This window comes from Streptomyces sp. CB00455 (assembly GCF_001905445.1).
GTDB lineage: Bacteria > Actinomycetota > Actinomycetes > Streptomycetales > Streptomycetaceae > Streptomyces.
Genome location: NZ_LIVQ01000008.1, coordinates 90,314 through 115,874 on the forward strand (window position 1 = coordinate 90,314; position 25,561 = coordinate 115,874).

The following is a 25,561-nucleotide window of genomic DNA, read 5'->3' on the forward strand; positions in this document are numbered from 1 at the left end:
CGAGAAGGGGAGGTCCGCCGCGCCGGGTACGGCGACGTGCGCGAGGACCTCGCCCGGCGCGGACCGCACCGAGCGCAACCCCTGGAGGCTGGGCCCGTAGCCGCCGCCGAGGGCGCCGAAGACCTCGTAGCACTCCTCGGCGGTGGCGGTACGGGGCAGCCGGGTCCGGATCGCGTGCAGGTCGAGGCGCGGTGCCTCGGGCCGGGCGCCGAAGCGGAGGGTGCCGGCGGAGCAGAGCGCGCCTTCGGCGCTGCCGTCGGTGAGCCGGACCTCGTACGAGACCCCGTCGGCCGTGGGCGCGAGGTGCAGGCGCACGCGGGCCGGCTCGTCCTCGACGACCACGGGGCGGGCCCACAGCACGTTGACGATGCCGGTGGCGCGGCCGTGACCCTGCTGTTCGGCCGCGGCCACCGCGAACTCCAGGGCCGCCACGGCGGGCAGGATCCGGATCCGGCCCAGGGCGTGGTCGCGCAAGTAGAACTCTTCGCCGGTCAGCAGCCGTTCGCCGGGGCCGTCGGCCAGACCGGCGGGCGGCTTGATCCAGTAACGGCGGGTCGGCCGGGGCGGCAGGGGCAGGGAGAGCCGGGCCGGACGGTCGCCGGAGGGCTCGGGCAGGACGATGTCCCGGCCGCCGACCCAGAGGCGGGCGGCCTCGGCCGGATCGTCGGTGGCCACCGGCCCGGCCCCGCCGCCGGAGGCCGCGGTGGCGTCGGCCGGCGCGGTGCCGGTCACGAGACCTTCCCCGTCGCGCAGGCGCGCCGCCAGCTCGGCGACGCTCCCGACGACGAGGGCGATGCGCTCCCGCAGGGGTTCCCGGCCGACGCGCAGGGTGTACGCGATGCCGTCCAGGGACGCCGACGGGTGCTCGTCCAGCCAGGTGCACAGCTCGGCCCGGTACCGGTCGAGCTGTTCGGGGCCGTCGGCGGACAGGAGGACCAGTCGGGCGGTCCTGTCCTCGGTGGTGCCGCTCATCAACGCTGTCCCGCCTCTTCGACTACCACGTGCACGTTGCTGCCTCCCATGCCGAACGAGCTGACGCCGACCCGGGCCGGCGTCCCCTCGCGTGTTTCCCATGTCTGTGCTGCGGCCTGGATCCGGAACGGACTGCCGTCGAGGTCGAGCATCGGATTCGGCGTCCGCAGGTCCACCAGGCCGGGGAGCGTGCGGTGACGCATCGCCAACAGGACCTTCACGACGCCGGCGACGCCCGCCGCGGCCTCCAGATGGCCGATGTTCGTCTTGACCGACCCGAGGCCGGTGCGTCCCGCGACCACCGGGATCCCCCAGTCGGCGTACAGGCGGCCGAACGCCTCCTTGAGGGCGTCGATCTCGATCGGGTCGCCGAGCGGGGTCCCCGTGCCGTGTGCCTCGATGTAGTCGATCGTGTCGGGCGCGACCCCGGCCGACCGGTGTGCGGCGAGCACGACGTCGCGCTGCGCCTGCGGGTTAGGGACCGTGAGCGAATGGGTGTGCCCGCCGTGGTTCTCCGCCGAGCCGATCAGCACTCCGTGCACCGGGTCTCCGTCGGCCAGGGCCCGGTCGAGCAGTTTGAGGGCGAGGAGCACGACGCCCTCACCCCTGCCGTAGCCGTCCGCGCGCTCGTCGAAGGTCTTGCAGCGGCCGTCGGGGCTGAGCATTCCGGCGCGCCGCAGGCCGGTGAACCCGTGCGGGGACAACAGGAGGTTGGCTCCGCCGGCCAGGGCCATGTCGCAGTCCCCCTGCTGGAGGGCGCGGGCCGCGCGGTGCACGGCCACGAGCGAGCTGGAGCAGGCCGTGTCGAAGACGGCGCTGGGGCCGTGCAGGTCGAACACGTAGGAGATGCGGTTGGCCGCGATCGAGGGGACGTTGCCGATCAGGAAGTGGTCGCCCATCTCCGGCGAGCCCGGGCCGAGCAGGCTCAGGTAGTCCGTGCCGCTGAGTCCGACGAACACCCCCGTGCGGCTGCCGGTGAGCGCGTCCGGGACCTGGCCGGAATCGAGCACCGCCTCGTGCGCGGCGTGCAGCAGCAGACGCTGCTGGGGGTCCATCTGTGCCGCTTCCCGGGGGGAGATGCGGAAGAGCGCGGCGTCGAAGGCGTCCACGTCCTCGACGAAGGAGCCGCGCAGGCCCTGCGGGAACACCCGCGCGGAGAAGCCCCGCTCCATGGGGTACGGCCGGGTGAGGTCGCGTCCGGCGGCCAGGTGCTGCCAGAACTCCTCCAGGCCGCAGGAGGAGGGCAGTCGTCCGCCGATGCCCACGACGGCCACCGGCGCGAACCCGCTCTGCGCGGCGGCCGCCGCGACCACCGGCTCGGACGTGGTCCGGGGGGCGGCCCGGCGGTCCGTCGTGGTGAACGCCTCGGGGTGGGCCGCACTCAGGTGGGCGGCAAGCGAGGTGAGGTCCGGACGTGCGTAGAAGACAGTCGGGCGCACCGTGACGCCGAACCGCTCGCGCAGCGCCACCGCGAGGCGGGTGAAGCCGATCGAATCGAACCCGACCTCGCCCAGCGGCCGGTCGAGGGGGACCTCCTCCTCGGGCAGCCCGGCGACGGCCGCCGCGCTCTGGCGCAGCCGCTCCGCCAGGTCCCCGTGGCCGGCCGGCCGGGGCCGCCGACCGGGTTCCCCCTGCCGTTCACCGGAGCGGTCCTCGTGTCCGAAGCGGCGTACGAGTTCCTCGATCGGCAGGCGCGTCAGCGGACCGTTGTCCACCTTCGCGTTGGGGGTCAGGGGGAAGCGCGCCAGGGCGACCGTGCGGGAGGGGACCATGTACGCGGGCAGCCAGGCCCGGATCCGGTCGACCGCGGCCTCCGCGGCCTCCGGGGCGGCCCGTACGAAGGCCACCAGCCGCGGTTGCCCGGGCAGGTCCTCGCGTACGGCCACCCGGACGTCGCCGATGCCCTCGCCGTCGCCCGCCGCTCCGGCGCGCCGGACGGCGGCCTCGATCTCGCCCAGTTCGATGCGGTGGCCGCGCAGCTTGACCTGACGGTCGGCGCGCCCGAGCAGCACCATGTCCCCGTCGGCCGACCAGCGTGCGAGATCGCCGGTGCGGTAGAGACGTTCCCCGGTCGCCGGGTCGTGCACGAAGCGTTCGGCGGTCAGCTCCGGCTTGCCGCGGTAACCGCGGGCGACGCCGTCGCCGCCGATGAGCAGTTCGCCGACCGCGCCGAAGGGCACGGGGGCGCCGTCGGGACCGGCGGTGCGGAAGGTGGTGTTGCCGAGCGGGGTACCGACGGTGACGGGTCCGCCCCGCCGGATCCGCTGGGCGGAGGACCAGATGGTCGTCTCGGTCGGCCCGTACATGTTCCACAGCTCGTCGCACCGGTCCAGCAACCGGCCCGCGAGGTCGGCGGTGAGCGCCTCCCCGCCGCACAGCAGCCGGCGCACGCGTCCGGTCCAGCCGGCGTGCAGCAGCATCTCCCAGGTGGCCGGGGTGGCCTGGACGACCGTCGCGCCGGCGGCGCCGATGAGGTCGGCCAGGGCGAACCCGTCCCGGACCACGTCCTCGGACGCGATGTGGACGGTGGCGCCCCGGGTCAGCGGGAGCAGCAGTTCCAGACCCGAGATGTCGAACCCGGCGGTGGTCACCGCCAGCAGGGTGTCGTCCTCGGAGCAGCCGGGCCGCTCGGCCGTCGCGACCAGCAGGTTGACCAGGTTGCCGTGGCAGACCTCGACACCCTTGGGCTCGCCGGTGGATCCGGAGGTGTACAGGACGTACGCGAGGTCGTCGTCACGGCGGGCGACCGGGGCCACGGTCTGTGCCTCGGGCTCCAGGCCGGTCAGGGGCACGCGCACGCCGGGTGCGTCCTCGGGCAGCCGTTCGGCCAGGTGCGGATCGACGATCACGGCGACCGGTGCCGCGTCGGCGGTGATGTGGGCGAGCCGGGCCGCCGGGAACTCCGGGTCGAGGGGGACGTAGGCGGCCCCGGCGGCCTGGACCGCGAGCAGGGCCACGACCAGCGCGGCCCGGCGGGCGACGAGGACGCCCACGACGTCGCCCGGGCGCACGCCGTGCTCCGTGAGGATCCGGGTGAGGGCGTGTACCTGCCCGGCGAGTTCTCCATAGGTCAACGAGCCCGTCGCGTCGACGAGGGCGGTGCGCCCGGGGCCGCGCCGGGCGCGGGCGAGGACCAGGTCGGCGGCGGTGACGTCGCGCGGCCGTTCGGCGCGCGTGGCGTTGGCCCGTTCCACGGTGCGCCGTTCGGCAGGGGTGGCGGGATCGAGGTCCCCGAGGCGGACGGAGGGGTCGGCCGTCACCGTGTCCAGCAGCAGCCGATAGTGCTCGGCCAGCCGTTCGACGGTGGAGCGGTCGAAGCGCTCCGGGTCGTACTTGAGGTAGAGGAGCACCCCGGTGTCGCGCACGACCACCTCGACGACGAGGTCGTTCTCGCCCTCCTGGGTCAGGTCGAGCGCGTCGCGGAAGACGGTCTGCCCGGCCGCCATGTCCTGGTCTCCGCCGACTCCCTGCTGCATGTAGAAGCCGATGTCGAAGCCGGCCGCGGTGCCGGCCGTGCGGCGCAGGTCGTCGACGACGGAGGCGAAGGGGTACGCACTGTGCTCCTCGGCCTCCGCCATCCGGGCCCCGACCGCGGCCGTGAGCTCGCCGAAGCTGTGGTCGGGGTCGCAGTCCACGCGCAGGACCACCGGGTTGATCAGGTAGCCGACGGTGCGGTCGAAGCGCTGTGCGGGACGGCCGTCGGTGGGCACCATCACGCTGAGGTCGCGGTGTCCCGAGTGGCGGTGCAGCAGGGCGAGGAACGCGCCGAGCACGACGCTGAAGGACGTCAGTCCGCCCGCACGGGCGGTGTCCTGGACGGCCGCCCAGGTGGAATGCGGGAGCCGCAGCTGCACCATCTCGCCGCCGGTGTGCGAGGCGGATCCGGTGCGCCGGCGATCTGCGAGCGCGTCCAGGACCGGCCCCGTGGAGGCACCGGTCAGCCGGTCGAGCCACCAGCGCCGGTGCTCCTGCGTCTCCGGGGCGGCGAGCATGGTCCGCTGCCATTCCACGAACTCGGCGTAGGGGGCGGCGTCTTCGACCGGCGGCAGCTCACGGCCCTGGGCGAGCGCGTCGTGGCAGGCGACGATGTCGCGCAGCAGGAGGTGGCTGGAGACCCCGTCGGTGATCAGGTGGTGGAACACCAGGAGCAGCAGGGTGGCGCCGCCGGGGGCGGTGACGAGCCACATCCGGTACAGCGGGTCCTGCTCCAGGTCGAACGGGCGGCGCACCAGGTTGCGCACGCGGGTGGCGAACTCCCCGTCCGTCACGTGGCCGAGGTCCAGTCGGGTCACCTCCGGGACGCGGCCGGTAACCTCCTGTACGGGCCCGGTGGCGTCCAGGCGTACGGAGACGCCCAGTTCCGGGTGCCGGCGCACCATCGCGGCCAGTGCCTCGACGAGCCGGTCCTCCTCCACGTCCTGCCCGAGCCACAGGCCCAGCGGCAGGTTGTAGGAGACGGTCTGCGGGTCGTCGGCGTGCAGGGCCCACAGCGCTGCCTGCCCGCGGCTGAGCGGGTACGGCCCGGAAGGCGCCTTCATGACGGTGGCCGCCGGCAGGGCCGGTGCGGGGGCCGCGGCCGGTGCGGTCGTGTCGACCAGGCCCCGTACCAGCAGTTCGGCCACTTCGTCGGACAGCTTGCCGGCGGCGATCGCGGCCAGCAGTTCACGCAGGTCGGTGCTCATCGGCCCGCCCCTCCTTCGAGTACGGCCAGCGCGTCGTCCACGCGGACGGTTCCGTCGCGCAGACCGGCCAGCAGAGCGGCCACCTGGTCCGCCGCGGGTGCGGCGGCGGGGGCGGGGCCCAGCTCCTGCTCCTGCTCCTGCGTCTGCGTCTGCTCTTGTGGCACGGGCAGTGGCCCGTACGCCTCGAACACGGCTCGGGCCACCGCCCGTACCGTCTGGGCCACCCCGAACATCCGGGTGGGCACCTCCACCTGGTAGTCCGCGCCGAGGCGACGGCTCAGCCGGCGCAGGCCCAGCGAATCCACTCCCGCGTCCGACAGCGCCCGGTCCAGGGGCAGGCGTTCGGGCCGCATGCCCAAGTGGGCCGCGAGGAGCCCGCGTACGTGCGTGCGGACGGCGCCCTCGGCGTCGTCTCCGGCGGGAGTCCCGGCCCCGGCCGACCGCGCGGGCACGGGCGTCTCCACGACGGCAGGTGTCCGCGCCGGGGCCACGACGCCGGTCGCGGTCTCCGATCCGGCACGGGTATGCGGTCCGACCTCGGTGTCGGTGGCCGCATCCGCCACCGCGGTGTCCGCATCCGCCTCGACCGCGGTGTCGGCGACCAGGCCGGCTTGGGCCGCCTGGTGGGCGTCGAAGCGGGCTCCGGGCGTGAGCCAGTAGCTCTCCCGGGCGAAGGGGTAGGTGGGTGCGGGCACCCGCCGGGGCGCCGTCCCCGGCCAAAGCTCCGCCCAGTCGATCGGGGCGCCCCCGACCCACAGCCGGGCGACCTTGTCCAGTCGGCCCGCGTCCACCACGGCCCGCAGGTACCGGCTGCCCTCGGGGCCGTCCAGCAGCAGGGCGGTGGTGGCGTCGTTGCCGTCCCCCGCGAAGACGCCGGGGGCCGCTTTGCCGGCCTGCCACGCCTCCAGTGCGGCCACCAGCGCACGGGTCGAGTCGGCGACGACCGCGAGACGCTCCGGGAAGGCCTCCCGGCCGGTGCCCAGGGTGTGGGCCAGGGCCGCCGGGTCCACGTCCTGGTGGTCCGCGGCCCAACGGGCCAGGCGCATCGCGTAGTCGCGCAGCCGCTCCGGGGTCTTCGCCGACAGGACGAACAGCCGCTCCCCCGCCGCCGGAAGGACGGACGCCTCCCGGAACTCCTCCACCACCAGGTGCGCGTTGACCCCGCCGAGGCCGAAGGAGCTCACTCCCGCCCTCAGCGGTGCCTCGGCGCCGTCGGCCGTGCGGACCCGGTTCCAGGGCTCGTTCCCGGACGGCAGGAGCAGCGGGCTGCCGTCGAGACGCAGGTGCGGGTTGAGCTTCTCCAGGTGGATGTTGCCGGGGATCGAACCGTGGCGCATCGCGAGCAGGGCCTTGATCAGGCCCGTGACGCCCGCGGCCGCCTCCAGGTGGCCGGTGTTGGTCTTCACCGCGCCCAGCACCACGTGCGGCCGCCCCGGTGCCGCGCCGTGATCGGCGTACAGCTCTGCGAAGGCCGACTTCAGGCCCTCGACCTCGACGGGGTCGCCGAGTTCGGTGCCGGTGCCGTGGGTCTCCACGTAGCCGACGGTCCGCGGGTCCACACCGGCGCGGCGGTGCGCCTTGACGATGCAGGCGGCCTGCGCGTCCGGGTTCGGGGCGGTCAGCGAGTTGGTGCGGCCGCCGTGGTTGACGGCGCTGCCCCGCAGGACCGCGTGGATGACGTCGCCGTCGGCGATCGCCGCGTCGAGGCGCTTGAGCACCACCACGCCCACACCCTCGGCACGGACGATGCCGTTGGCGCGCGCGTCGAAGGTACGGCAGCGGCCGTCCGGGCTCAGCATGTCGGCCTGGCTCATGTCCACGAACAGCGTCGGCGAGGCGATGACGTTCACGCCGCCCGCCAGCGCGACCTCGCAGTCGCCGGCGCGGATCGCCTCGGCCGCCCGGTGCACGGCGACGAGCGAGGAGGAGCAGGCGGTGTCGATGGTCTCGCTGGGGCCGTGCAGGTCCAGCAGGTACGAGACCCGGTTGGACATGATCGCGTGGGCCCTGCCCACCGTGCTGTAGCCGTCGAGCGGGACGCCGAGGGCGTGCTGGAGCTCGAAGTAGTCGTAGGTGCTGCTGCCGATGAAGACGCCCGTGTCGGTGCCGGCGAGCGCGGACGGCCGGATGCCGGCGTTCTCGATCGCACTCCAGGCCGCCTCCAGCACGAGCCGGTGCTGCGGGTCCATCGCCACGGCCTCGTGGGGGGAGATGCCGAAGAACTGCGGGTCGAACAGGTCGACCCGGGGCAGGAACCCTCCCCACTTCGCCGTCGTGCGGAACTCGCCGGGGGTCGGCTCCCCGTGCAGGCGGCGCCAGTCCCAGCGGTCGGCCGGGATCTCGCCGACGAGGTCGTCGCCCGCCGTCAGGTGCGCCCAGAACGCGTCCAGGTCGTCCGAGCCGGGGAGCATTCCGGCCATGCCGACGATGGCGACGGCGACGGGGCCGCCGGTGACGGGCACCGGAGCGGCGGCGCGGACGGAGGCTGCCGGGAAGTCCTCCACGGCCACGGCCTGCCCGCGGGCCCGTGCGGGTCCGGGGGCCGGTTCGGGTCCGGGGGCCGGTTCGGCTGCCGGAGCCGGGCCGGGCGCCGGGGTGCCGTCGGATGCCGCGGTCCCGTCGGACACCGGGGCCCCGGCGGGTGCGTCGTCGCTCCAGTGCCGCGCGAGAGCCGCTCCGTGGTGCTGGAGGATCTTGCCGATCAGGTCGTCGGCGGTGGCCACGCCGAAGAACGTGGCCGGGGTCAGGTCGAGGTCCCAGCGCGCGTTCATCCGGGAGCTCAGCCTCGTGTACGTGATCGAGTCGAAGCCGAACCGGCTGAGCAGGTCGTCCGGCGCGAGTTCCCCGGGCCGGATGCCGGCCACCTCGCGCAGGACGGCCAGCATCTCGTCGGCCGCCGCGGCGCGCCAGGAAGACCCGGCCTCGGGCGTGGCCGCGGCGGCAGGCTGCTGCCGTACGTCCGCACCGGCCGCCGGAACACCGATCCGGCCGAGGAACTCGTCCGTGCCCGAGACCACTGCCACCTGAACCTCCTGTCGGCCGAGCACCCGGCTCAGCGCTTCGAATCCCGCCTCCGGCGAGAGCGGGTGGACCCCTGCCGCGGTCAGCCGGCCCAGGTGGCGCTCGGTGAGGGCGGAGCCCGACCAGGCCCCCCAGTTCACGACGCGGACGGGGTAGGGAAGCCGCGCGGCGAGCGCGCGGCCGATGGCGTCCTGGGCGGTGCACCCGGCCGCGTAGGCCGCCTGGCCGGGGTTGCCGAGGAAGGACTGCACCGAGGAGAACAACGCCAGGAAGTCCGGCCGCCGGTCGCCCAGTGCATCGGCGAGGGCCTCGGTGGTGCGGCTCTTCGCCGCCATGCCCCGCAGGAACCACTCCTCGTCCATGGCCGCCAGCGACCGGTCGCTGGGCACGGTCACCGAGTGCAGGACCCCGTGGACGACGCCCACCCGGTCGAGCACGGCGCGGATGTGACCCGGTTCCGAGGCGTCCGCCCGGTGGACCTCCACCCGGGTGCCCGAGGGGTCGAGGGCCCTGATCCGGGCCGCCCGGTCCTCGTCCGGCGCGGAACGCCCGACGAGGACGACCCGGGCGCGGTGACGCCGTACGAGCTGCTCGGCGATGTCCAGACCGACGTCGCCGGTCCCGCCGACGATCACGTACGTACCGCCCTCGCGCAGGACGGGCGCGGCCCCGGCCGTCGCGTCGACGGGCTGGAGCACCTCCCGGTACCAGCGGCCGGCCTGCAGTGCGTAGTCGCCGGGGGCGGCGACGGGGAGCGCCGTCGGGTCCTCGGGGCCGATGTCGACGGTGGCCACCCGCCAGCGCTCGCACTCGCTCCGCACCGACCGGGCGAGGCCCAGTGCCGCGGCGGACGCCGGGTCGGTCGCGGCGCGGGTCACGACGGTCAGCGCGAGTTCGCCGCCCGCTCCGGGGCGTGCCTGGAGGTGGTGGACGATCCGGAAGAGGTCGAGGACCCCGCGCTCGCCCTCGATCACGGCGTGGACCGCGACGGGGGTCGGCAGGGACTCCAGCGGCGCCGCGCCGATCCGGTGGATCTCGGCCCCCGGCAGCTCCGCGGGGCCGAGCACCCAGACCGGGCCGGTGACCGGCCCGCGCAGGGCCACGTCGGCGACGGGCTGCCGGCGCGGGGCGTAGACACCTGCCCGGACCGGGGGCGCCGACGCCGGGGCCGTGCTCACCGGGAACGGGACCGCTGCCGCGGGGGCGGCGTCCGCCTCCGGACGGGGGGTCGCCACGGGGTCGGCCCAGCACCGGCGGCGTTCGAACGGGTAGGTGGGCAGCGGGATCGAGACCCCGCCCGTCGGCCAGTCGACCGCGTCTCCGGCCACCCAGCGGTCGGCGTCCGTCCCGCCCGCGGGCCGGGCCAGCGCGGGGTGGTCCGCGCCGCCGGCGGCGGCCTTCAGGGCGGCGGCGAGCGTGGCCCGGTCGGCGGCGGTGACCGCGAGCCGCTCCGCCATGGCGTCGCGGCCGTGCTGGAGGGTGTGTGCCACGTCGGCCAGTTCCGGTGTCCGGTCCGCCGTTTCGACGGCAGCAAGCAGTGCGGCCGCGTACCGGCGCAGGGCGTGCGGGGTGCGCGCGGACAGCGGGAACACCCAGGGGCCGTGCGGCCGCCGTACCTCGGGCGCGGCTCCGGCCTCCTCCAGGACGACGTGGGCGTTGACGCCCCCGTAGCCGAAGGAGCTGACGCCCGCGCGGCGCGGCCCGGCGGCCGGCAGCGGCCAGGCCCGCGCCGAACGGAGCAACTGGAAGGGGCTGCCGTCGAGGCGCAGGTGCGGGTTCGGTTCCCGCAGTCCGGCCAGGGGCGGCTGCACGCCGTGCTCCATCGCGAGGAGCACCTTGATCACTCCGGCGGCGCCGGCAGCGGATTCCAGGTGGCCGATGTTGGCCTTGACCGCTCCGAGTGCACAGTACGGCTCGGCCGGCGGGGGCGTGCCCCGGCGGCTCAGCAGTTCGTCGAAGGCCATCCGCAGGCCGTTGATCTCCACGGGGTCGCCGAGCTCCGTGCCGGTGCCGTGCGTCTCGAGGTAGCCCAGGGTGGCCGGGTCGGTTCCGGCACGCTCGTGGGCCCGTACGATCATCGCCGCCTGGGCGGCCGGGTTGGGCGCGGTCAGGGACCGGGCCCGGCCCCCGTGGTTGACGGCGCTGCCGCGCAGCCAGGCCCGGACCTGCCGGCCCTCGGCCCGCTCGGCGCGGGCCAGCACCACGAAGCCGTAGCCCTCGCCGCGTACGAAGCCGTCCGCGCCGGCGTCGAAGGTCCGGCACCGTCCGGTCGGGCTCAGCATGCCTGTGCTGCTGAGGAGGACGTGGTTGTACGGGGACAGCACCAGGTTGACCCCGCCGGCTACCGCGATGTCGCATTCGCCCGAGCGGATGGACTCGGCGGCCCGGTGGATGGCGACCAGGGAGCTGGAGCAGCCGGTGTTGACCGGTTCGCTCGGCCCGTGCAGGTCGAGCTGGTAGGAGACCCGGTTGACCAGGATGGAGTGCGCGGTGGCGGTGGCGGCGTGCGCGTCGACCGCCAGGCCGGCGGTCTTGCGGATCTCGTCGTAGTCGCTCGATCCCGCCCCGACGAACAGTCCGACGTCGGCTCCCGCGAGGCTGCCCGGCGCCAGGCCGGCGTCCTCCAGGGCCGTCCAGACCCCTTCCAGCACCAATCGCTGCTGGGGGTCCATACCCTCGGCCTCGTGCGGGGAGATGCCGAAAAAGAGGGGGTCGAAGCGGTCGACGTCGTGGATGAAACCGCCGTGGCTCGCGTGTACGCCCTCCGGGAGCGCGTGGCGGTCCCAGCGTTCCGCGGGGACGTCGGTGACCAGGTCGTCCCCGTCCACCAGGTGGTCCCAGAACTCGCCGAGGTCGGCGCTGCCGGGCATCCGTCCGCTCATGCCGATGACGGCTATCGCCTCCGGGTCGACGGGGCGCGCGGCCGAACCCGTGGCGGGCCGGTCCTCGGGGGCACGGGCCGCGGGCGGCTGCGCGGCGGGGAACGCGGTGGCGGGCAGCGCCGTGCGGTGGTCGCGTGCGAGACGGTGGGCGAGGGCCCGCAGGGTGGGGGTCTCGTAGAAGAGCGCGGGCGTCACGTCCAGGTCGAGGACCTCGTTGAGCCGGCTGGCGAGGAGGTTGTAACTGACCGAGTCGAAACCGTAGTCCCCGATCTGCCGGTCGAGGTCGAGTTCGCCGACGGGGATGCCGGAGGCGTCCGAGGTCAGGTCCAGCAGCGTGTCGGTGAAGGCGGCCGTGGCGGCCCCTGTGGCCTGTCCGGTTCCTGTGACCTGGGTGGATCCGGTGGCCGGAGTGGTCCCCGTCGCCCCAGTGCCGGCGGGTGCGGTGGCGACGGCCGCCGCCCTGGCCACCAGGACGTGCTGGAAGTTGCGGGTGGTGCGGGCGGGGTCCGGGGAGGCCGTCACCGCCTCGTAGCCGGCCTCGCCGAGCACTCCGGTCCAGCCGGGAACGTCCAGCAGCGGGGAACCCGGCAGGCGCAGGCCGGTGTCACCGTGGGCCCACCAGCCGTCGAACAGCCCGTAGGTGAGCGTGCCGGACAGGGTGACCGTCGTCAGCTCGTTGAGCAGCAGTTCGCCCCCGCTGCGCAGGACCCTCCGCAGGTGGCGCAGGGCACGGCCGACGTCCGAGGTGGCGTGCAGGACGTTGGCGCCGACCACGAGGTCGAAGCCGCCCTCGTCGAAACCCTGGACGACGGGGTCGGTGTCCAGGTCGAGGCGCTTGAACCGCAGGAAGGGGTACCGGGCGCCGAACTCCTGCCTGCCGTGGGCGAGGAAGGTCACCGACAGGTCGGTGTACCAGTACTCGAGCCGGCCGCCGTACGGGGCGAGGGCGCGCAGGAGTCCGGCGGAGGTGCCGCCGGTGCCCGATCCGACCTCCAGGATGCGGACGGTGGCGTCGGCGGGCAGGCCGGCGAGGCGTTCCTGCACATGCGCGACGAGGCGGTGGGTGAGCAGGTCGTTGTAGAGGTCGCTGATGGGATTCCCGCGGTACACGCGTTCCATGAGCGAGGTGCCGGAGGAGGGGAACAGGAGGTCGGTGGCGAGGAGTTCGCCCCGGAGCAGCTCCGGGTAGCGCTCCAGGCACAGGGCCAGCAGCCGTACGAAGACGGCGGACTCGGGGTGCGCGTCGGCGAGGGCGGCGAGCTGCCCGAGGTGTCCGCCCGCACGGGCGCCGGCCAAGGCGTCCGGGGCCGGGCGCAGCCGCCCGGCGTCGGAGGTGAGAAGGCCGTCGCCCACGAGTGCGTCGAGCACGGTGCGCAGGAGGCGTTCGTACCGGGGGGTGACACCCACCCGGCGCAGGACCTCGTCCGCGTCGGGGTCGGGCCCGTGCCAGGTTCCCAGGTCGTCGAGCAGGGCGAGCAGGGCCACGCCCGCGATGCGGGTCATCTGTCGGTCGAGCGCGTGGAAGTCCTCCACCACGCGCAGGTCGGCGGCGTTCGGCCGCCCGCTGGTGGGCGTCACGTCGGTGCTCTCCGTTTTCCTGTTCGCTGCCATGCGCTCGCGCAGGGCCTCGGTGCCGGGCACGACGACGCTCTGGGGCGCCGGCCGCCGGAGCGTCTCGACGAGCGCGGCGAAGCCCGCCCGGGGAGTGATGGACCGGAAGCCGGCCGCGGTCAGGCGGTCCCGGTGGGTGTCGTCGGCCACTGCCCCGACGGTGCCCCAGAAGCCCCAGTCGACGGCGCGCACCGGGTAGGGCAGGCGGGCGTCGAGCGCGTGGGCGTAGGCGTCGAGGAAGGTGGAGCCGGCGGCGTAGTTGGCCAGGCCGGGGTCGCCGAGGAAGGACTGGGCGGAGGAGAAGAACACCAGGAAGTCCGGGTTCCGTCCGCGCAGGGCGTCGGCCAGGGCCGCGGCGACGCCGGACTTGGCCGCCAGACTCTGCGCGAGGTCCGTGTCCGTGAGGTCGCGCACCAGTCGGTCGCGCCGCACCAGCGCCGCGTGGACGACGCCGTGCACCGGGCCCGCCTCGTCGAATACGGCCGCCAGCCTGCCCGGGTCGGTGGCATCGGCGCGGGCGTAGCGGATCCGGTCCCCGAAGCCGGGGTCGGCGAGCTCGCTGCGGCCGACGAGCACCACGTGGGCGTCCCAGTCCTCGACGAGGCGGCGGGCGATGGCCAGGCCGATGCCCCGGACGCCTCCGACGATCACGTACGTGCCGCCCCGGCGCAGCGGGACGGGCCCGTCGGCGGCCGGGGCGGGCCGCAGGACCTGGGCGTGGCGGACGGTTCCGGTGTACGCGACGCGCGTTCCCCGGGGCGCGGGCGCCAGGAGCGCGGCGGACGCGTGGGCGGGATCGAGGTCGACGCAGGCGACGGACCAGCCCCGGTGCTCGTTCTCCATGACCCGGGCGAAGCCGGTGATCCCGGCGGCGTAGGGGTCGGTGACGGAGCGGCCGGGCGGGGCGGCGGCGCCGGTGGTGACGATCACCCAGTCGAGGGTGTGCTCGCGGCACCAGGCCCGGGCGTACGGGGCGAGGGCCTTGACGCCCGCGGCCTCGGCGCGCGCGACCCGCCCGGTCTCGTCCGCGAGAGGGCCGGTGGTGTCGGTGGGCCCGGTCAGGACGTAGACCAGACGGGGTGTCACCCGGAGCGGTGTGCCCAGTTCGGCCAAGACGGCGCCCTCGTGACGGGCGGCCAGCTCGCGGGCCAGGCCCGCCCGGGCGGGGGCGTGGAGCACCACGACGGCGCCGTCCGGCGTCGGCGTAGCGGTGGGCGCCGGGACGGCCTCCCAGGTGGGGACGTCCAGTGGAAGCGTCTCGACGCGGGGCTCGGCGGCCCCGGCGGACGCAAGGGCCGCCGACCGCGGGGCCGGTACGTCGACCCAGCACCGCACACGCGCGAACGGGTACTGCGGGAGCTCGACCTTGCGCGGCTGCCGGTCGCGGTGCAGGGCGCGCCAGTCGGGTGCGGCGCCGTCCGCCCAGCTGCGCGCCCAGGCGGACGGGTCGGCCGGAAGCGGGCCGGCCGCAAGCGGGTCTCCGGCGGGGCGCTGCCCGGTGACGGTGCCCCGGTGGAGGCCGGGCGCGGGCGCACCGGCGAGGAAGGCGTGGAGGGCGGTACGGAGTCCGGCCGTGTCGGAGGCGACCACGGCGAGCCGCTCCTCCAGCGGTTCCCGGCCGATCTGCGTCGTGTACGCGATGTCGGCCAGCGCCGCCTCCCGTCCGGCGCCCGCCGAGACGGCCCCGGCGAGACCGGCGAGGGTGGAACGGGCGTCGACGTGCGGGGCCCGTCCCGGGAACCGGTCGGCGAGGACCCGTGCGAGCCTGCGCAGGTCGGCGACGTCCAGGCCGAGTTCGTCGAGCTCGGCCTCCGGGTCGGCGCCGGCAAGGCCGACCGCTTCGGCTACGGCGGCCACCTCGTCGAGCGGGTCGCCCGCCGTCGGCTCCGCGTACCGCTCGGCGAGCTCGCGCAGCGCCTGCGGGGTGCGGGCGGAGAGCAGCACCACCTGCGGTCCGCGGGTGGTGGCGCCCTCGGTGGCCGGCGTCTGCTGCTGGAACTCCTCGACGATGACGTGGGCATTGGAACCGCCGGCTCCGAACGCGCTGATTCCGGCGCGGCGCGGGCCACCGCCGGCTCCGGCGGGCCACGGCTCGCACTGGCGCTGGACGCGCAGGCCCGCGGAGTCCCAGTCGATGCTCGTGTTGGCCGGGTCGGCGTGCAGGGAGGGGACCAGGGTGCGGTGGCGCAGCTGGAGGAGGATCTTGGTCAGCCCGGCGATGCCCGCGGCCGACTCCAGGTGGCCGATGCCCGACTTCACCGATCCGAGCCGGCTCCGCGCGTCGCCGTAGGCCTGGGAGAGGGCTGTGATCTCGATGGGGTCGCCGAGGGAGGTGCCCGTGCCGTGCGCCTCGATGTAGCCGACGGAGGCGGGATCCACGCCCGCCTTGCCGAGGGCCCGGCGCACCACGTCGGCCTGCGCGGCGGGGTTCGGTACGAAGAAGCCTCCGGCGCGCCCGCCGTGGTTGACGGCGCTGCCCTTGATCACCGCGAGGACCCGGTCGCCGTCCTCCAGGGCGCGGGCGAGCGGCTTGAGCACGACGACCCCGACGCCTTCGCCGGGTACGTAGCCGTCCCCGCCCGCGCCGAAGGCGCGGCACCGGCCGTCGGAGGAGACGAAGCCGACCTGGCTCAGGTGCAGGTACTTGTACGGGTGGACGATCAGGTTCACACCGCCCGCCAACGCCAGCTCGCTGTCCCCGGAGCGCAGGCTCTCACAGGCGAGGTGCAGCGCGGTCAGGGACGAGGAGCACATGGTGTCCAGGGCCAGGCTGGGGCCGCGCAGGTCGAGGAACGCGGAGACGCGGTTGGCCACGGCGGAGGAGAAGGACGTCGGCAGTACGGGCAGCCGGTCCTCGGCGCCCAGGCCGAGCATCTGGTACTGGTTGAACATCACTCCGGCGAAGACGCCCACCATGCGGCCGGCCACGTCGGCGCGGGTGAGCCCCGCGGACTCCAGGGCGTGCCAGGAGGTCTGGAGGAACAGCCGCTCCTGCGGGTCCATCCCCGCGGCCTCGCGCGGGGTGATCCGGAAGAAGCCGGGGTCGAACTCGTCGATGCCCTCCAGGAATCCGCCCCACTTGCTGTACGAGTGGCCGGGTGCGCGGTCGGGCCGGTAGAACCCGTCCGAGGTCCAGCGGTCCGCCGGGATCTCGGTGACGCAGTCCCGCCCGGCGCTGAGGTTGCTCCAGAACCGGTCGAGGTCCTCGGCCATGGGGTAGCGGCCGGCGACGCCGATCACCGCCACGTCCCGGTCGTCGGCCTCCGGTGTGCCGTGGTTCTCCCCGGGCCGGGGGGTCGCTGTGAGGGTGGGGCCGGTGGAGACGGCGTCGGCGGGGGTGAGGCCCAGGGCTTCGCGGGCCCGTTCCGGATCGCCGTGGAGCACGACCAGCTCGGTGCCGGACAGGGCGAGGGCCCGCTCGAACACGTCCAGGCCCGCCGTGGTCGGCAGCGGGGCCTGGCCCTGCCGGGCGAACAGGGCTTCGGCGGCGGCGTCCGTGCGCATGCCGCCGTCGGCCCACAGCGGCCAGGCGAAGGAGAGCAGGCCGCGGTCGCGGGCGTAGGCGTCCAGGAACGCGTTCGCGGCCGCGTAGTCGCTCTGCCCCGCGTTGCCCGCGACGCCGGTCACCGAGGAGAAGAGGGCGAAGAAGTCGAGGTCCAGGTGGCGGGTCGCCTCGTCCAGCAGCACGGCTCCGCGCACCTTGGGGGCGAGGACCGCTGCGAGGTCCGTGGCGGGCTTGGTGGTGAACAGGCCGTCGCGCAGGACGCCGGCCGCGTGAACGACACCGTCCAGCCGGCCGTGCCGTTCGAGAATGCCGCTGATGAGGGCGTCGACCTCGGCGGGCACCGTGATGTCGGCGCGGACGTAGGAGTGGTCCGGTCCCGGGCGCGGTGTGCGACCCACGAGAACGGCCGTGGCTCCGCGCGTGGTCATCCGGGCGGCGAGTTCTCGGCCGATGCCGCCGGCGCCGCCGGTGATCAGGTAGACGCCGCCGGGCCGGAGGGGGACCTCCGGGGCGGCGGCGGGGTCGGCGTCGCGGTAGCGGCGGACGTGGCGGCCGCCTGGGGTGTGCCGTACCCAGGTCTCCCCGTGGTCCGCGAGCTCCGCGAGCAGGGCGTCCGGGTCGGCGGGGCCCTCGCACTCGACGGCGGTGATCGCGAGGCGCGGCTGCTCCAGGCGTACCGTGCGGGCCAGTCCGGCCACGGCGGCGGCGACGGGGGGCGGGCCCACGTGCACGACGGGGACCGGGCGGTCGGCGAGGACCTGGGCCAGGGCGAGCACCTCACCGCAGGCGGACCGTACGGCCCCGGGGAGGTCGGCGGTGTCCCGGTTCGCGACGTGCAGGACCGCTTCGGGTGCCGTGCCGAGCCCGGCGAGGTCGGCGAGGAGCAGCCTCAGGTCCCCGGCCTCGGCGGGGCGCAGCTCGTAGGTGTCGGGGGCGACCCGGCGGAAGGCGGGACCGCGCCGAACGGTGATCTGGTCGGTCCGTACCCGCTGGTCGCCGATGACCAGGAGAGGGGCGGCGACCGAGGCGAGGGGGCGCGGCGACGCCTGCCACAGGCCGGTCAGGCAGTGGGTCCGGGCAGGGGTGTCCGCCGCCGGGGCGGCGGGGGCGGGGCGGGCGGCCCGTTCGGCGGGCAGCAGTCCGGCGAGGTGAGCGGCGACCGCGTCGACGGTCGGGTATTCGAACAGCAGGGTCGGGTAGAGCGCGATGTCCCAGTGCTCCTCGAACAGCCGCACCAGCGTGAGGAGCTGGGAGGAGTCCAGACCGAGGTCGTAGAAGCCCCGGTCGCCCTCCACCACCAGTGCGGGGTCGGCGACCGCCCGGCGGACCAACTCGACCACCTCGGCCCGGATGTCCACCGGTCCGCCGTCGGCGCGAACCGGGTCGGCGGGGCCTTCCGGTTGCGCGGGAACGGCCGGGGCCGCGGCGCGCGGGGCCGGCTCCGTCCGCTCGGCGGCGAGCCGGGTGATCGCCGCGGCGGAGCGGACGCGTTTGAAGGTCAGGTCCGTGAACCGGGCGGCGAGCGTGCCCGCTCCGTCGCGCAGTTCGATGTCGGCCTTCACCACGTCGTCTCCGGCACCCGCCCCCGCCGGGTGCATGCGCAGGTCGACGGTGCAGGCGTCGCCGAGGGTGCGGGCGGCGCGGAAGGAGCCGATGTGCAGGGGGATGAGGGGGCGTCCGTCCGCGTCCGCCCCGTCGAAGGCAAGCGCGTACGACTGCATGGTCGAGCCGTCGAGCAGGGCGGGGTGCAGCAGGAAGTCCCCCACCGTGCTCCGCGCCTCGTCACCGAGCGTGATGTCGGCACGCACCCGGTCCGCCGTGGCCCGCAGGGTTCCCGCGCAGCGCATGAACGCCCGGTGCTCGATGCCGGCCGACCGGCCGGTGGCGTAGACCTCGCCGACGTCGCGCGGGGTTGCGGACGGTTGAGGTCCGGGGGCGCCGGTGAGCGGGGGCAGGTCGGTGCGCAGGGTGGCCTGGAGGTGGGTGGTCACGCTGTCGTCGACGGGCAGCCCGTCGCGGATCCGGCGGCTGGTCGCCGTCACCCGGAAGACGGCGCCGTCGGGTGCGACGTCGACGGTCAGCTCACGGTCGAACGAGTCCGTGGTGACCACCGGCTCGACGAACAGCACATCGCTCAACTCGGTGCGGTCCAGGGGAACGTCGCGGGCGGCGAGCAGCCGGTAGACGATGTCGAGGAAGGTGACACCCGGCAGGGTTCGCACCCCGTGCACCCGGTGGTCGTCGACGATCGGGTTGTCCCGCTTCAGGTGCAGGGCACAACGAACGGACCTTCGGTCCACGTGTTCTCTCCTGGTGGTCGGCGATGCGGGGGCGTGATCGGGCCCGGCCGCGCCGGGTTACGGGAAGGTCAGGTCGAGCCGGGCCGAGCGGACCGGCGCAGCGGTCGGTCCGGGCGCGGCGGGCAGCCGCCAGAATCTGCTGCGCCGGTAGGCGGGCTTGGGCAGCGCCGGCCGTCCGGGTTCCCCGGGGGTGCCGGGGCCCAGCAGGACGTGGGCGTTGGTGCCTCCGAAGCCGAAGGCGCTGACGCCCACCCGGCTTCCGGCCGGCAGGTCCGTGACCCGGGTGACGGGAAAGAAGGGGGAGTCGGCGAACGCGAAGCGAGGGTTCGGCCGGTCGCAGTGCAGCGTGGGCACGAGCCGGCCGTGCCGCAGGATCTGTACCCCCTTGATGAATCCGGCGACGCCCGCGGCGCTGAGCAGGTGTCCCATCGAGCTCTTGACGCTGCCGATGCCGCAGTAGCCTCGGTCCTCGGTGTAGGTCCGGTGCACGGCGGTCAGGGCCTGGAGCTCGATCGGATCGCCGATCATCGTGCCGGTGCCGTGGGCCTCGACGTAGCCGACGGTGCGGGCGTCCGCCCCGGCGCGCGACAATACGTCGGAGATCAAAGCGCGTTGGGCGCGGCCGCTCGGCGTGGTGTGCCCCATGGTCCGGCCGTCGTTGTTGACGCCCGAGGACTCGATCACGGCCAGCACCCGGTCCCCGTCGCGCAGGGCGTCGTCGAGGCGCTTGAGCAGCACCATCCCGGCGCCCTCACCCGGCACGAGGCCGTCGGCGGATTCGTCGAAGGTACGGCAACGGCCGGTGGGCGACAGCGCCTTGCCGGCGCTGAGCATGAGGTAGGGCTCCTCGTCGAACAGCAGGTCCACCCCTCCGGCCAGGGCCATCGACGACTCTCCCGCCGCCAGGCTCCGGGCGGCCAGGTGAATGGTCACCAGCGACGAGGAACACGCGCTGTCGACCACGAGGTTCGGCCCCGTCAGGTCCAGGAAGTGTGAGATGTGGGCGGCGACGAAGTTCTGGTTGACGCCGGCGATGTAGGGCCGCTCAGGGGGTTGCAGGTGCGCGCGGTGGTTGCCCGTGCGCGTGCCGACGAAGACGCCGACCGCCCCTCCCCGTACCTCGTCCTCGCGGTAACCGGCGTCCCGCAGGCATTCCACGGACACCTCCAGAGCCTTGCGCGCCAGCGGGTCCAGGTGACGTGCCGCCTCGGCATCGAAGCCGAAGAACTCCGGGTCGAACAGGGCGGCGTCGTCCAGGAATCCGCCCCATTTGCTCTGGCTGCGTCCCGGTCCGCCGTCCGGGCTGTAGAAGGAGGCCACGTCCCAGCGGTCGGCCGGCACCTCGGTGACGAGGTCGCGGCCCGCCAGCAGTGCCTCCCAGAACTGCGCCGGGTCGGCTGCGCCCGGCAGGCGGCAGCCCATCCCGATCACGGCGATGGGCGTCGGCGGCCCGTCCGGGGACGGGGTCCGGGGCTGCGTCCGCGCCCGGGGCCCGGCCTGGGCCGGGGACGGCTGCGTCGGCGCCGCCGGGACGGGCGGCCCGGCGTGCTCGGGTACGAGGTCCGCAGGGGGTGCGCCGAGCGCGGCGGCGAGGCCGCCGAGCGTCGGGTGCTCCTGGAGGAGGCTCGGATCGACCGGGTGGCCGAGGATTTCCTCGAGGTCGCGCACCAGTTCGGCCATGAGCAGCGAGTCCACGCCGATGTCACCGAGCAGCGTGTCGGTACCCAGCAGGCCGGGGTCGACCTTGGTGGTGCGGGCCACGACGGCGTACAGCCAGTCCGGCGCCGCCGCCGTGGCGGACTCCCCGTACGGTGCGGTCGCGGCCGGTGTGGTCGCGGTCCGTACTGCAGGGGCCTGCGCGGTCCCGGCCGACAGCGCCGGGCCCGCAACGACGGTGCCCGGACCGGCGACGGCCTCGGCGGAGGTCTGCCTGGGGCGCGGCTGCGCGGTGCGCCGCGGTGCCAGGAACAGCTCGTCGGCGGCCACGGCGGCGCGCTCCACCCGGCAGGGCAGGGACACGGGGTCGCCGGGCACCCGCAGGGCGAGGTCGAGCAGTTCCAGGGCGTCGTCGGCAGCGAGGTCGGGGATGCCGAGCCCGCCGCTCGCGCTCGTACGCTCCAGCCCCATGCCCACGCCCCGCCACAGGGGCCAGCGCAGGGCGCGCACCACGCACCCGGAGGCACCGGTGTCGTGGGCGGCGGCGAAGTCGTCGAGCACGCCGTTCGCCGCCGCGTAGTCCAGGTGGCCCGCGGCGAGGGACGGCAGCGCTCCGGCCACGGAGGAGAACAGCACCATGAGCCGGGGCGGTGTGGCCCCGAAGGCCGACCACAGCACCTGCAGCCCGTCGGTCTTGGGCCCCAGCACCTTGGAGATCTCCTCGGGCGTACGGGACAGGAAGGACGTGGGCGGGTCCATCACCCCCGCGCAGTGGAAGACGGCGTCGATCCCGCCGGCCTGCTTCCTGACCCGGCCGATCAGCCGGCGCAGGGAGGCGACGTCCTCCAGGGCGTCGGTCCGTACGGTCAGCGTCACCCCGCGCTCGACGAGGGCGAGCAGCGCGGTGAGGCGGGCGCGCAGTGCAGGGTCCGTCGCGGGTGCGGCGACGAGGGCGGCCCACTGGTTGCGGACCGGCACGCGGGAACGGCCGATGAGCACGATGTGGCGGGCTCCCCGGTCGGCCAGGTGGGCGGCGAGGCGCAGGCCGATGCCGCCGAGGCCGCCGGTGATGAGCACGGCGCCGCGATCCACGCCGGCGAGCAGGTCCTCGGCGGCCCGTGCCGGGGCGAAGGCGGCCACGGGCCGGCGGCGGCGCGTGCCCTCGTACCGGATCTCCGTCTCCCGGTCGACGGCAGCGGTCTCGATGCGGACGGCGGCGGCGAGTTCGGCGGCGTCGCCGTCGACGCGGACGGTGCGGCCGTGCAGGGCCTGGAACTCGCCGGGCAGGGATCGGTAGAAGCCGGCGAGCGCGGAGCGTTCGGCGCCGCTGACGTGTACGCAGTGCAGCCCGACGCGGGGGTTCGAGGTGAGCGTCCGCTGCAGCAGCGCGATGCGCTCGGTGACGAGGGTGCCGGGGGCGGACCAGTCGACGAGGTCGACGATCCCGCCGAGGCCGGCCAGATCGGGTAAGGCACCCCCGGGGACGTGCACGACGGCGCGTTCCCCGAGCACCGTGCGGGCCAGTTCCGGGTCGGTGGTGACCACCAGCAGCCGGCCGGTGTCGCCGGTGGCCGGCGCGGGTGCGTCCGCCCACTCGGTGGTGAGGAGTTCCGCGCCCGCGACGGGTGCCACCCAGTGCTGGTCGCGGCTGAAGGGGTAGGTCGGCAGGGATACGGGCGGTGCGTCGGGGACCGTCCAGGCCGGTCCCGCTCCTTCGGACTGCCCGTTCAGGGGTGCGTTCGGCGGGTCGTCGAGTACCGAGGCGAGCCGGGCGGCGAGTTCGCCGAGGTCCGACGCCTCGACGGCGACGCGGTACGGCAGTGCCGTGCGCCCGGTGCACAGGGTCCGCGCGATGGACGCGAGGGGCGGGGCGTCCGGTGAGCGGACCGCCTCCAGCAGCCGGGCCACGGCCTCCCGCAAGGCCTGCGGGGTCCGGGCGGAGACGGGCACGACCACCGGAGCGGCCGTGGCGGGGGCCGCCGCAGCGCGGGGGCCTTCCTCCAGGACCACGTGGGCGTTGGTGCCGCCCATCCCGAAGGAGCTGACTCCGGCCCTCAGCGGGCCGCCGCCCACGGGCGACTCCCATGCGCTGCGGTCACGTTGGAGTCGCAGCGGCGTACCGTCGATCCTGATCATCCGGTTCGGGCGGTTCAGGTTGCGCGCGGCCGGCAGCGTACGGTGCCGCATGGCCAGGATCACCTTGACCATGCCGGCGATTCCGGCAGCCGCCTCCAGGTGGCCGATGCTCGTCTTGACCGACCCGACCGCGCAGTGCGGGGCGGCGGGCCGAGCGTGGCCCCACTGCGCGTAGAGCCGCTCGAACGCGGCGACCATGCCGGAGACTTCGATCGGGTCCCCCAGGCGCGTGCCGGTGCCGTGCGCCTCGATGTAGCCGACGGTGCGCGGGTCGACGCCCGCCTCGTTGTAGGCGGCGACGAGCAGGTCGGCCTGCGCGTCCGGGTTGGGGGCGGTGAAGGACCGGGCCTGCCCGCCGTGGTTGACGGCCGCGCCGCGGATCACCGCGTGTACGCGGTCGCCGTCGGCCAGTGCCCGGTCCAGCGGCTTGAGCAGCAGGGCGGCGACGCCCTCGCCCCGGACGTATCCGTCCGCGTCCTCGTCGAAGGTATGGCAGCGGCCGCGCGGACTCAGTACGCCGGTGCGCTGGTAGGCGTGTTGCCGGGCGGGGTCGCACAGGATGTTGACGCCGCCCGCGAACGCCTGGTCGCAGGCTCCGGCGCGCAGCGCGGCGACGGCCTGTGCGACGGCGACCAGGGACGAGGAGCACAGGGTGTCCACGGCGACGCTGGGCCCGCGCAGGCCGAGGGCGTACGAGACGCGGTTGGCCACCAGGGAGGGTGAGACCGCGACACTCAGGTGCGGCTCGTCCCGCCCGGCATGCCGGGCGATCAGCCCGGCGTAGTCGCAGTGGCACACGCCCGCGTAGACGCCGGTTCGGCTGCCGGCGAGCGAGACCGGATCGCATCCGGCGTCCTCGGCGGTCGCCCACACGGTCTCCAGCATCAGCCGCTGCTGGGGGTCCATCAAGGCGGCTTCACGGGGGCTGATGGAGAAGAACTCGTGGTCGAAGCCGCGTATGTCGTCGAGCAGGGCCGCCTTGCCGATCAGACCGGGATGGTCGGCGGCGTTCCAGCGGTCCGCGGGAACGTCGCGGACGGCGTCCTCGTCGCGGCCGAGGAGGTCCCACAGTTCGGACACGCTCCCCGCGCCGGGGAACCGGCCGGCCATGCCGATCACGGCGATGGGCATGGCGGTGCCACTAGCCGACGGCGGTACGGCCGCCGGAGCCGCCGACGGCACGGCCGCGGCCGGGTCCGGGCGTTCACCGCGCAGGACGCGGGCCATGGCGGTGACCGTGAACGCCTGGAACAGGGTGCTGGGGTCGATCTCGCAGCCGATCTCGTCCTCGGCGCGTACGGCGGCCTCCGACAGGGCGAGGCTGTCCAGTCCGCGCGGGCGCAGGTCGTCGTCCGCGGTCAGCGAGCCGACGGGCTCCCCGAGCACGGTCTCCAGCAGCGCCAGGAGCCGACTTTCGAGGTCTTCGGGCAGAGAGGCGCGCGGCGACTGGGAAGGAGTGGCGGCAGGAGCAGGAGGGGCGGAGCCGGTCGCGACCGGGGCCGCCCCGTCGCCCGGGAGGGCCGTGAAGGCCTCGGGACGGACGAGCCGCTTGACCGTCTCCAGGCGGGCGAGCGTCCGGCCGTCGCGTTCCCGCAGGAGGGAGGAGGTGAGGACCACCCGGTCCTCCGACTCCCGCCGACACCCGTCCAGGCGGTAGCGCACGGCGTCGGCCAGGCCGCAGTTGCCGAGATAGACGATGTCCCGGCTGACGGTGACGGCGTCGACGGCCCACTCGCCGCCGGGCACCACCGACCGTACGTACTTGCGCTCGCCGCGGTCGTTGATGTGCGGGTACGAGGCGAAGTAGAGCAGGCCCGCCGCGTTCACGTCCGCGAAAGGGTTCAGTTCGTACGTGTCGGTGTAGAGGCCGGTGGCGCCGTCGGGCTCCAGTCGGGTCAGGGCCCGGAACTCGCCCTGGAAATCATGGTGTTCCTCGCTCGCGTCGGCCACGGGACCGCGGCCTGCGTGCCGCGGGGTGCCGGGGACGAGCCAGTTGCCGGGGCCCCTGCGGACGAATGAGGTCAGGAGCCGGACGTCGACCGACGTCGTGGGCGTGGCGAAGCGGATGTCGCTGACGAAGGCGTGCTCGTCGAGTCGGGCGAGCGTGCCGGACAGTTCTCCCTCGTCGTGCTCGGTGAAGAAGCGGAGGGAGTCGGCCGCGGTGAGCCGGGCGCGGGTGAAGGCGGGCAGCAGTCGTTCCCCGCCGGCGTCGGCGAGTTCGGCGACCGGGAGGCCGAAGTGCCCGCCGATCAACGACCAGTGGAGGTCACCGGCTTCGCGTAACAGCCAGTTCTCGGAGAGGCCGCCGACGGCGAGTGCGGGAAGGCCGAGGACGATCCGGCGGGTCAGCATATGGGCACGCGCCCGGCCGAAGCACGCTCGGCGGCCGCTGCGGGACGGCGTGCGCCCCGACTTGGATGCGACCACGACTGATGACAGCGCTTAATCATCCACATCCCCCGATGCATTTCCGTGAAGACCCTGTTTAGCACACCGACCCACGAAGTAGTTGACCATTGAAGTTATTCCTGCAGGGCCTTGTGTAGCACAGTAACGGCCGAGGTGGTTGACCATTGAAACTATCCTCGGCCAGACCCCCGGCCCCGTCGCGGGAATTCGGAAACCGACGAGAATGCATCGTGGATGATCATGTCTGGTTACGCAAGCCGAGGGGGCCGCTCGTGTCAGGAATTCCAGAGCCGGATCTCGGCATCCACCATCCAGTACGGAAACCAGGGCCGACCTGGCCGTACCGCACGAACCCCCGGCCCCGCACGGGGTCGGGGCCCGGTCCGG

Annotated in this window: 4 protein-coding genes (1 of these 4 only partly in view); all 4 read right to left on the reverse strand. The window is 74.7% G+C overall.

Annotated elements, in window-relative coordinates:
- Tightly spaced (at most 57 nt apart), the 4 genes in view from AMK16_RS27800 to AMK16_RS27815 form a layout consistent with a single transcriptional unit that may run on beyond the window.
- On the reverse strand, positions 1-972 hold the 5' portion of the coding sequence (locus AMK16_RS27800; RefSeq protein ID WP_079191780.1) for an SDR family NAD(P)-dependent oxidoreductase. Its footprint begins 18,630 nt before the window's first position; the window shows 972 of its 19,602 coding nt (coding positions 1-972); the start codon lies at positions 970-972; its stop codon lies beyond the left edge, outside the window.
- Positions 972-5,654 carry a non-ribosomal peptide synthetase gene (locus AMK16_RS27805; protein ID WP_073920087.1) on the reverse strand — a complete coding sequence of 1,561 codons (4,683 nt, stop codon included), beginning with the start codon at positions 5,652-5,654 and terminating at the stop codon, positions 972-974. Before AMK16_RS27805 ends, AMK16_RS27800 begins: the two co-directional genes overlap by 1 nt.
- A complete protein-coding gene (locus AMK16_RS27810) occupies positions 5,651-18,973 on the reverse strand; it encodes an SDR family NAD(P)-dependent oxidoreductase (protein ID WP_073920088.1) in 13,323 nt (4,440 codons plus the stop codon). Before AMK16_RS27810 ends, AMK16_RS27805 begins: the two co-directional genes overlap by 4 nt.
- 57 nt (positions 18,974-19,030) lie before the next feature.
- A complete protein-coding gene (locus AMK16_RS27815; RefSeq protein ID WP_073920089.1) occupies positions 19,031-25,117 on the reverse strand; it encodes a beta-ketoacyl synthase N-terminal-like domain-containing protein in 6,087 nt (2,028 codons plus the stop codon).
- Between the last annotated feature and the right edge of the window lie 444 nt (positions 25,118-25,561).

What these genes read in the sequence shown, in the direction of transcription:
- AMK16_RS27805 (WP_073920087.1), bottom strand. Translation starts at nt 5,654, where the DNA reads ATGAGCACCGACCTGCGTGAACTGCTGGCCGCGATCGCCGCCGGCAAG.
- AMK16_RS27815 (WP_073920089.1), bottom strand. Translation starts at nt 25,117, where the DNA reads ATGCTGACCCGCCGGATCGTCCTCGGCCTTCCCGCACTCGCCGTCGGC.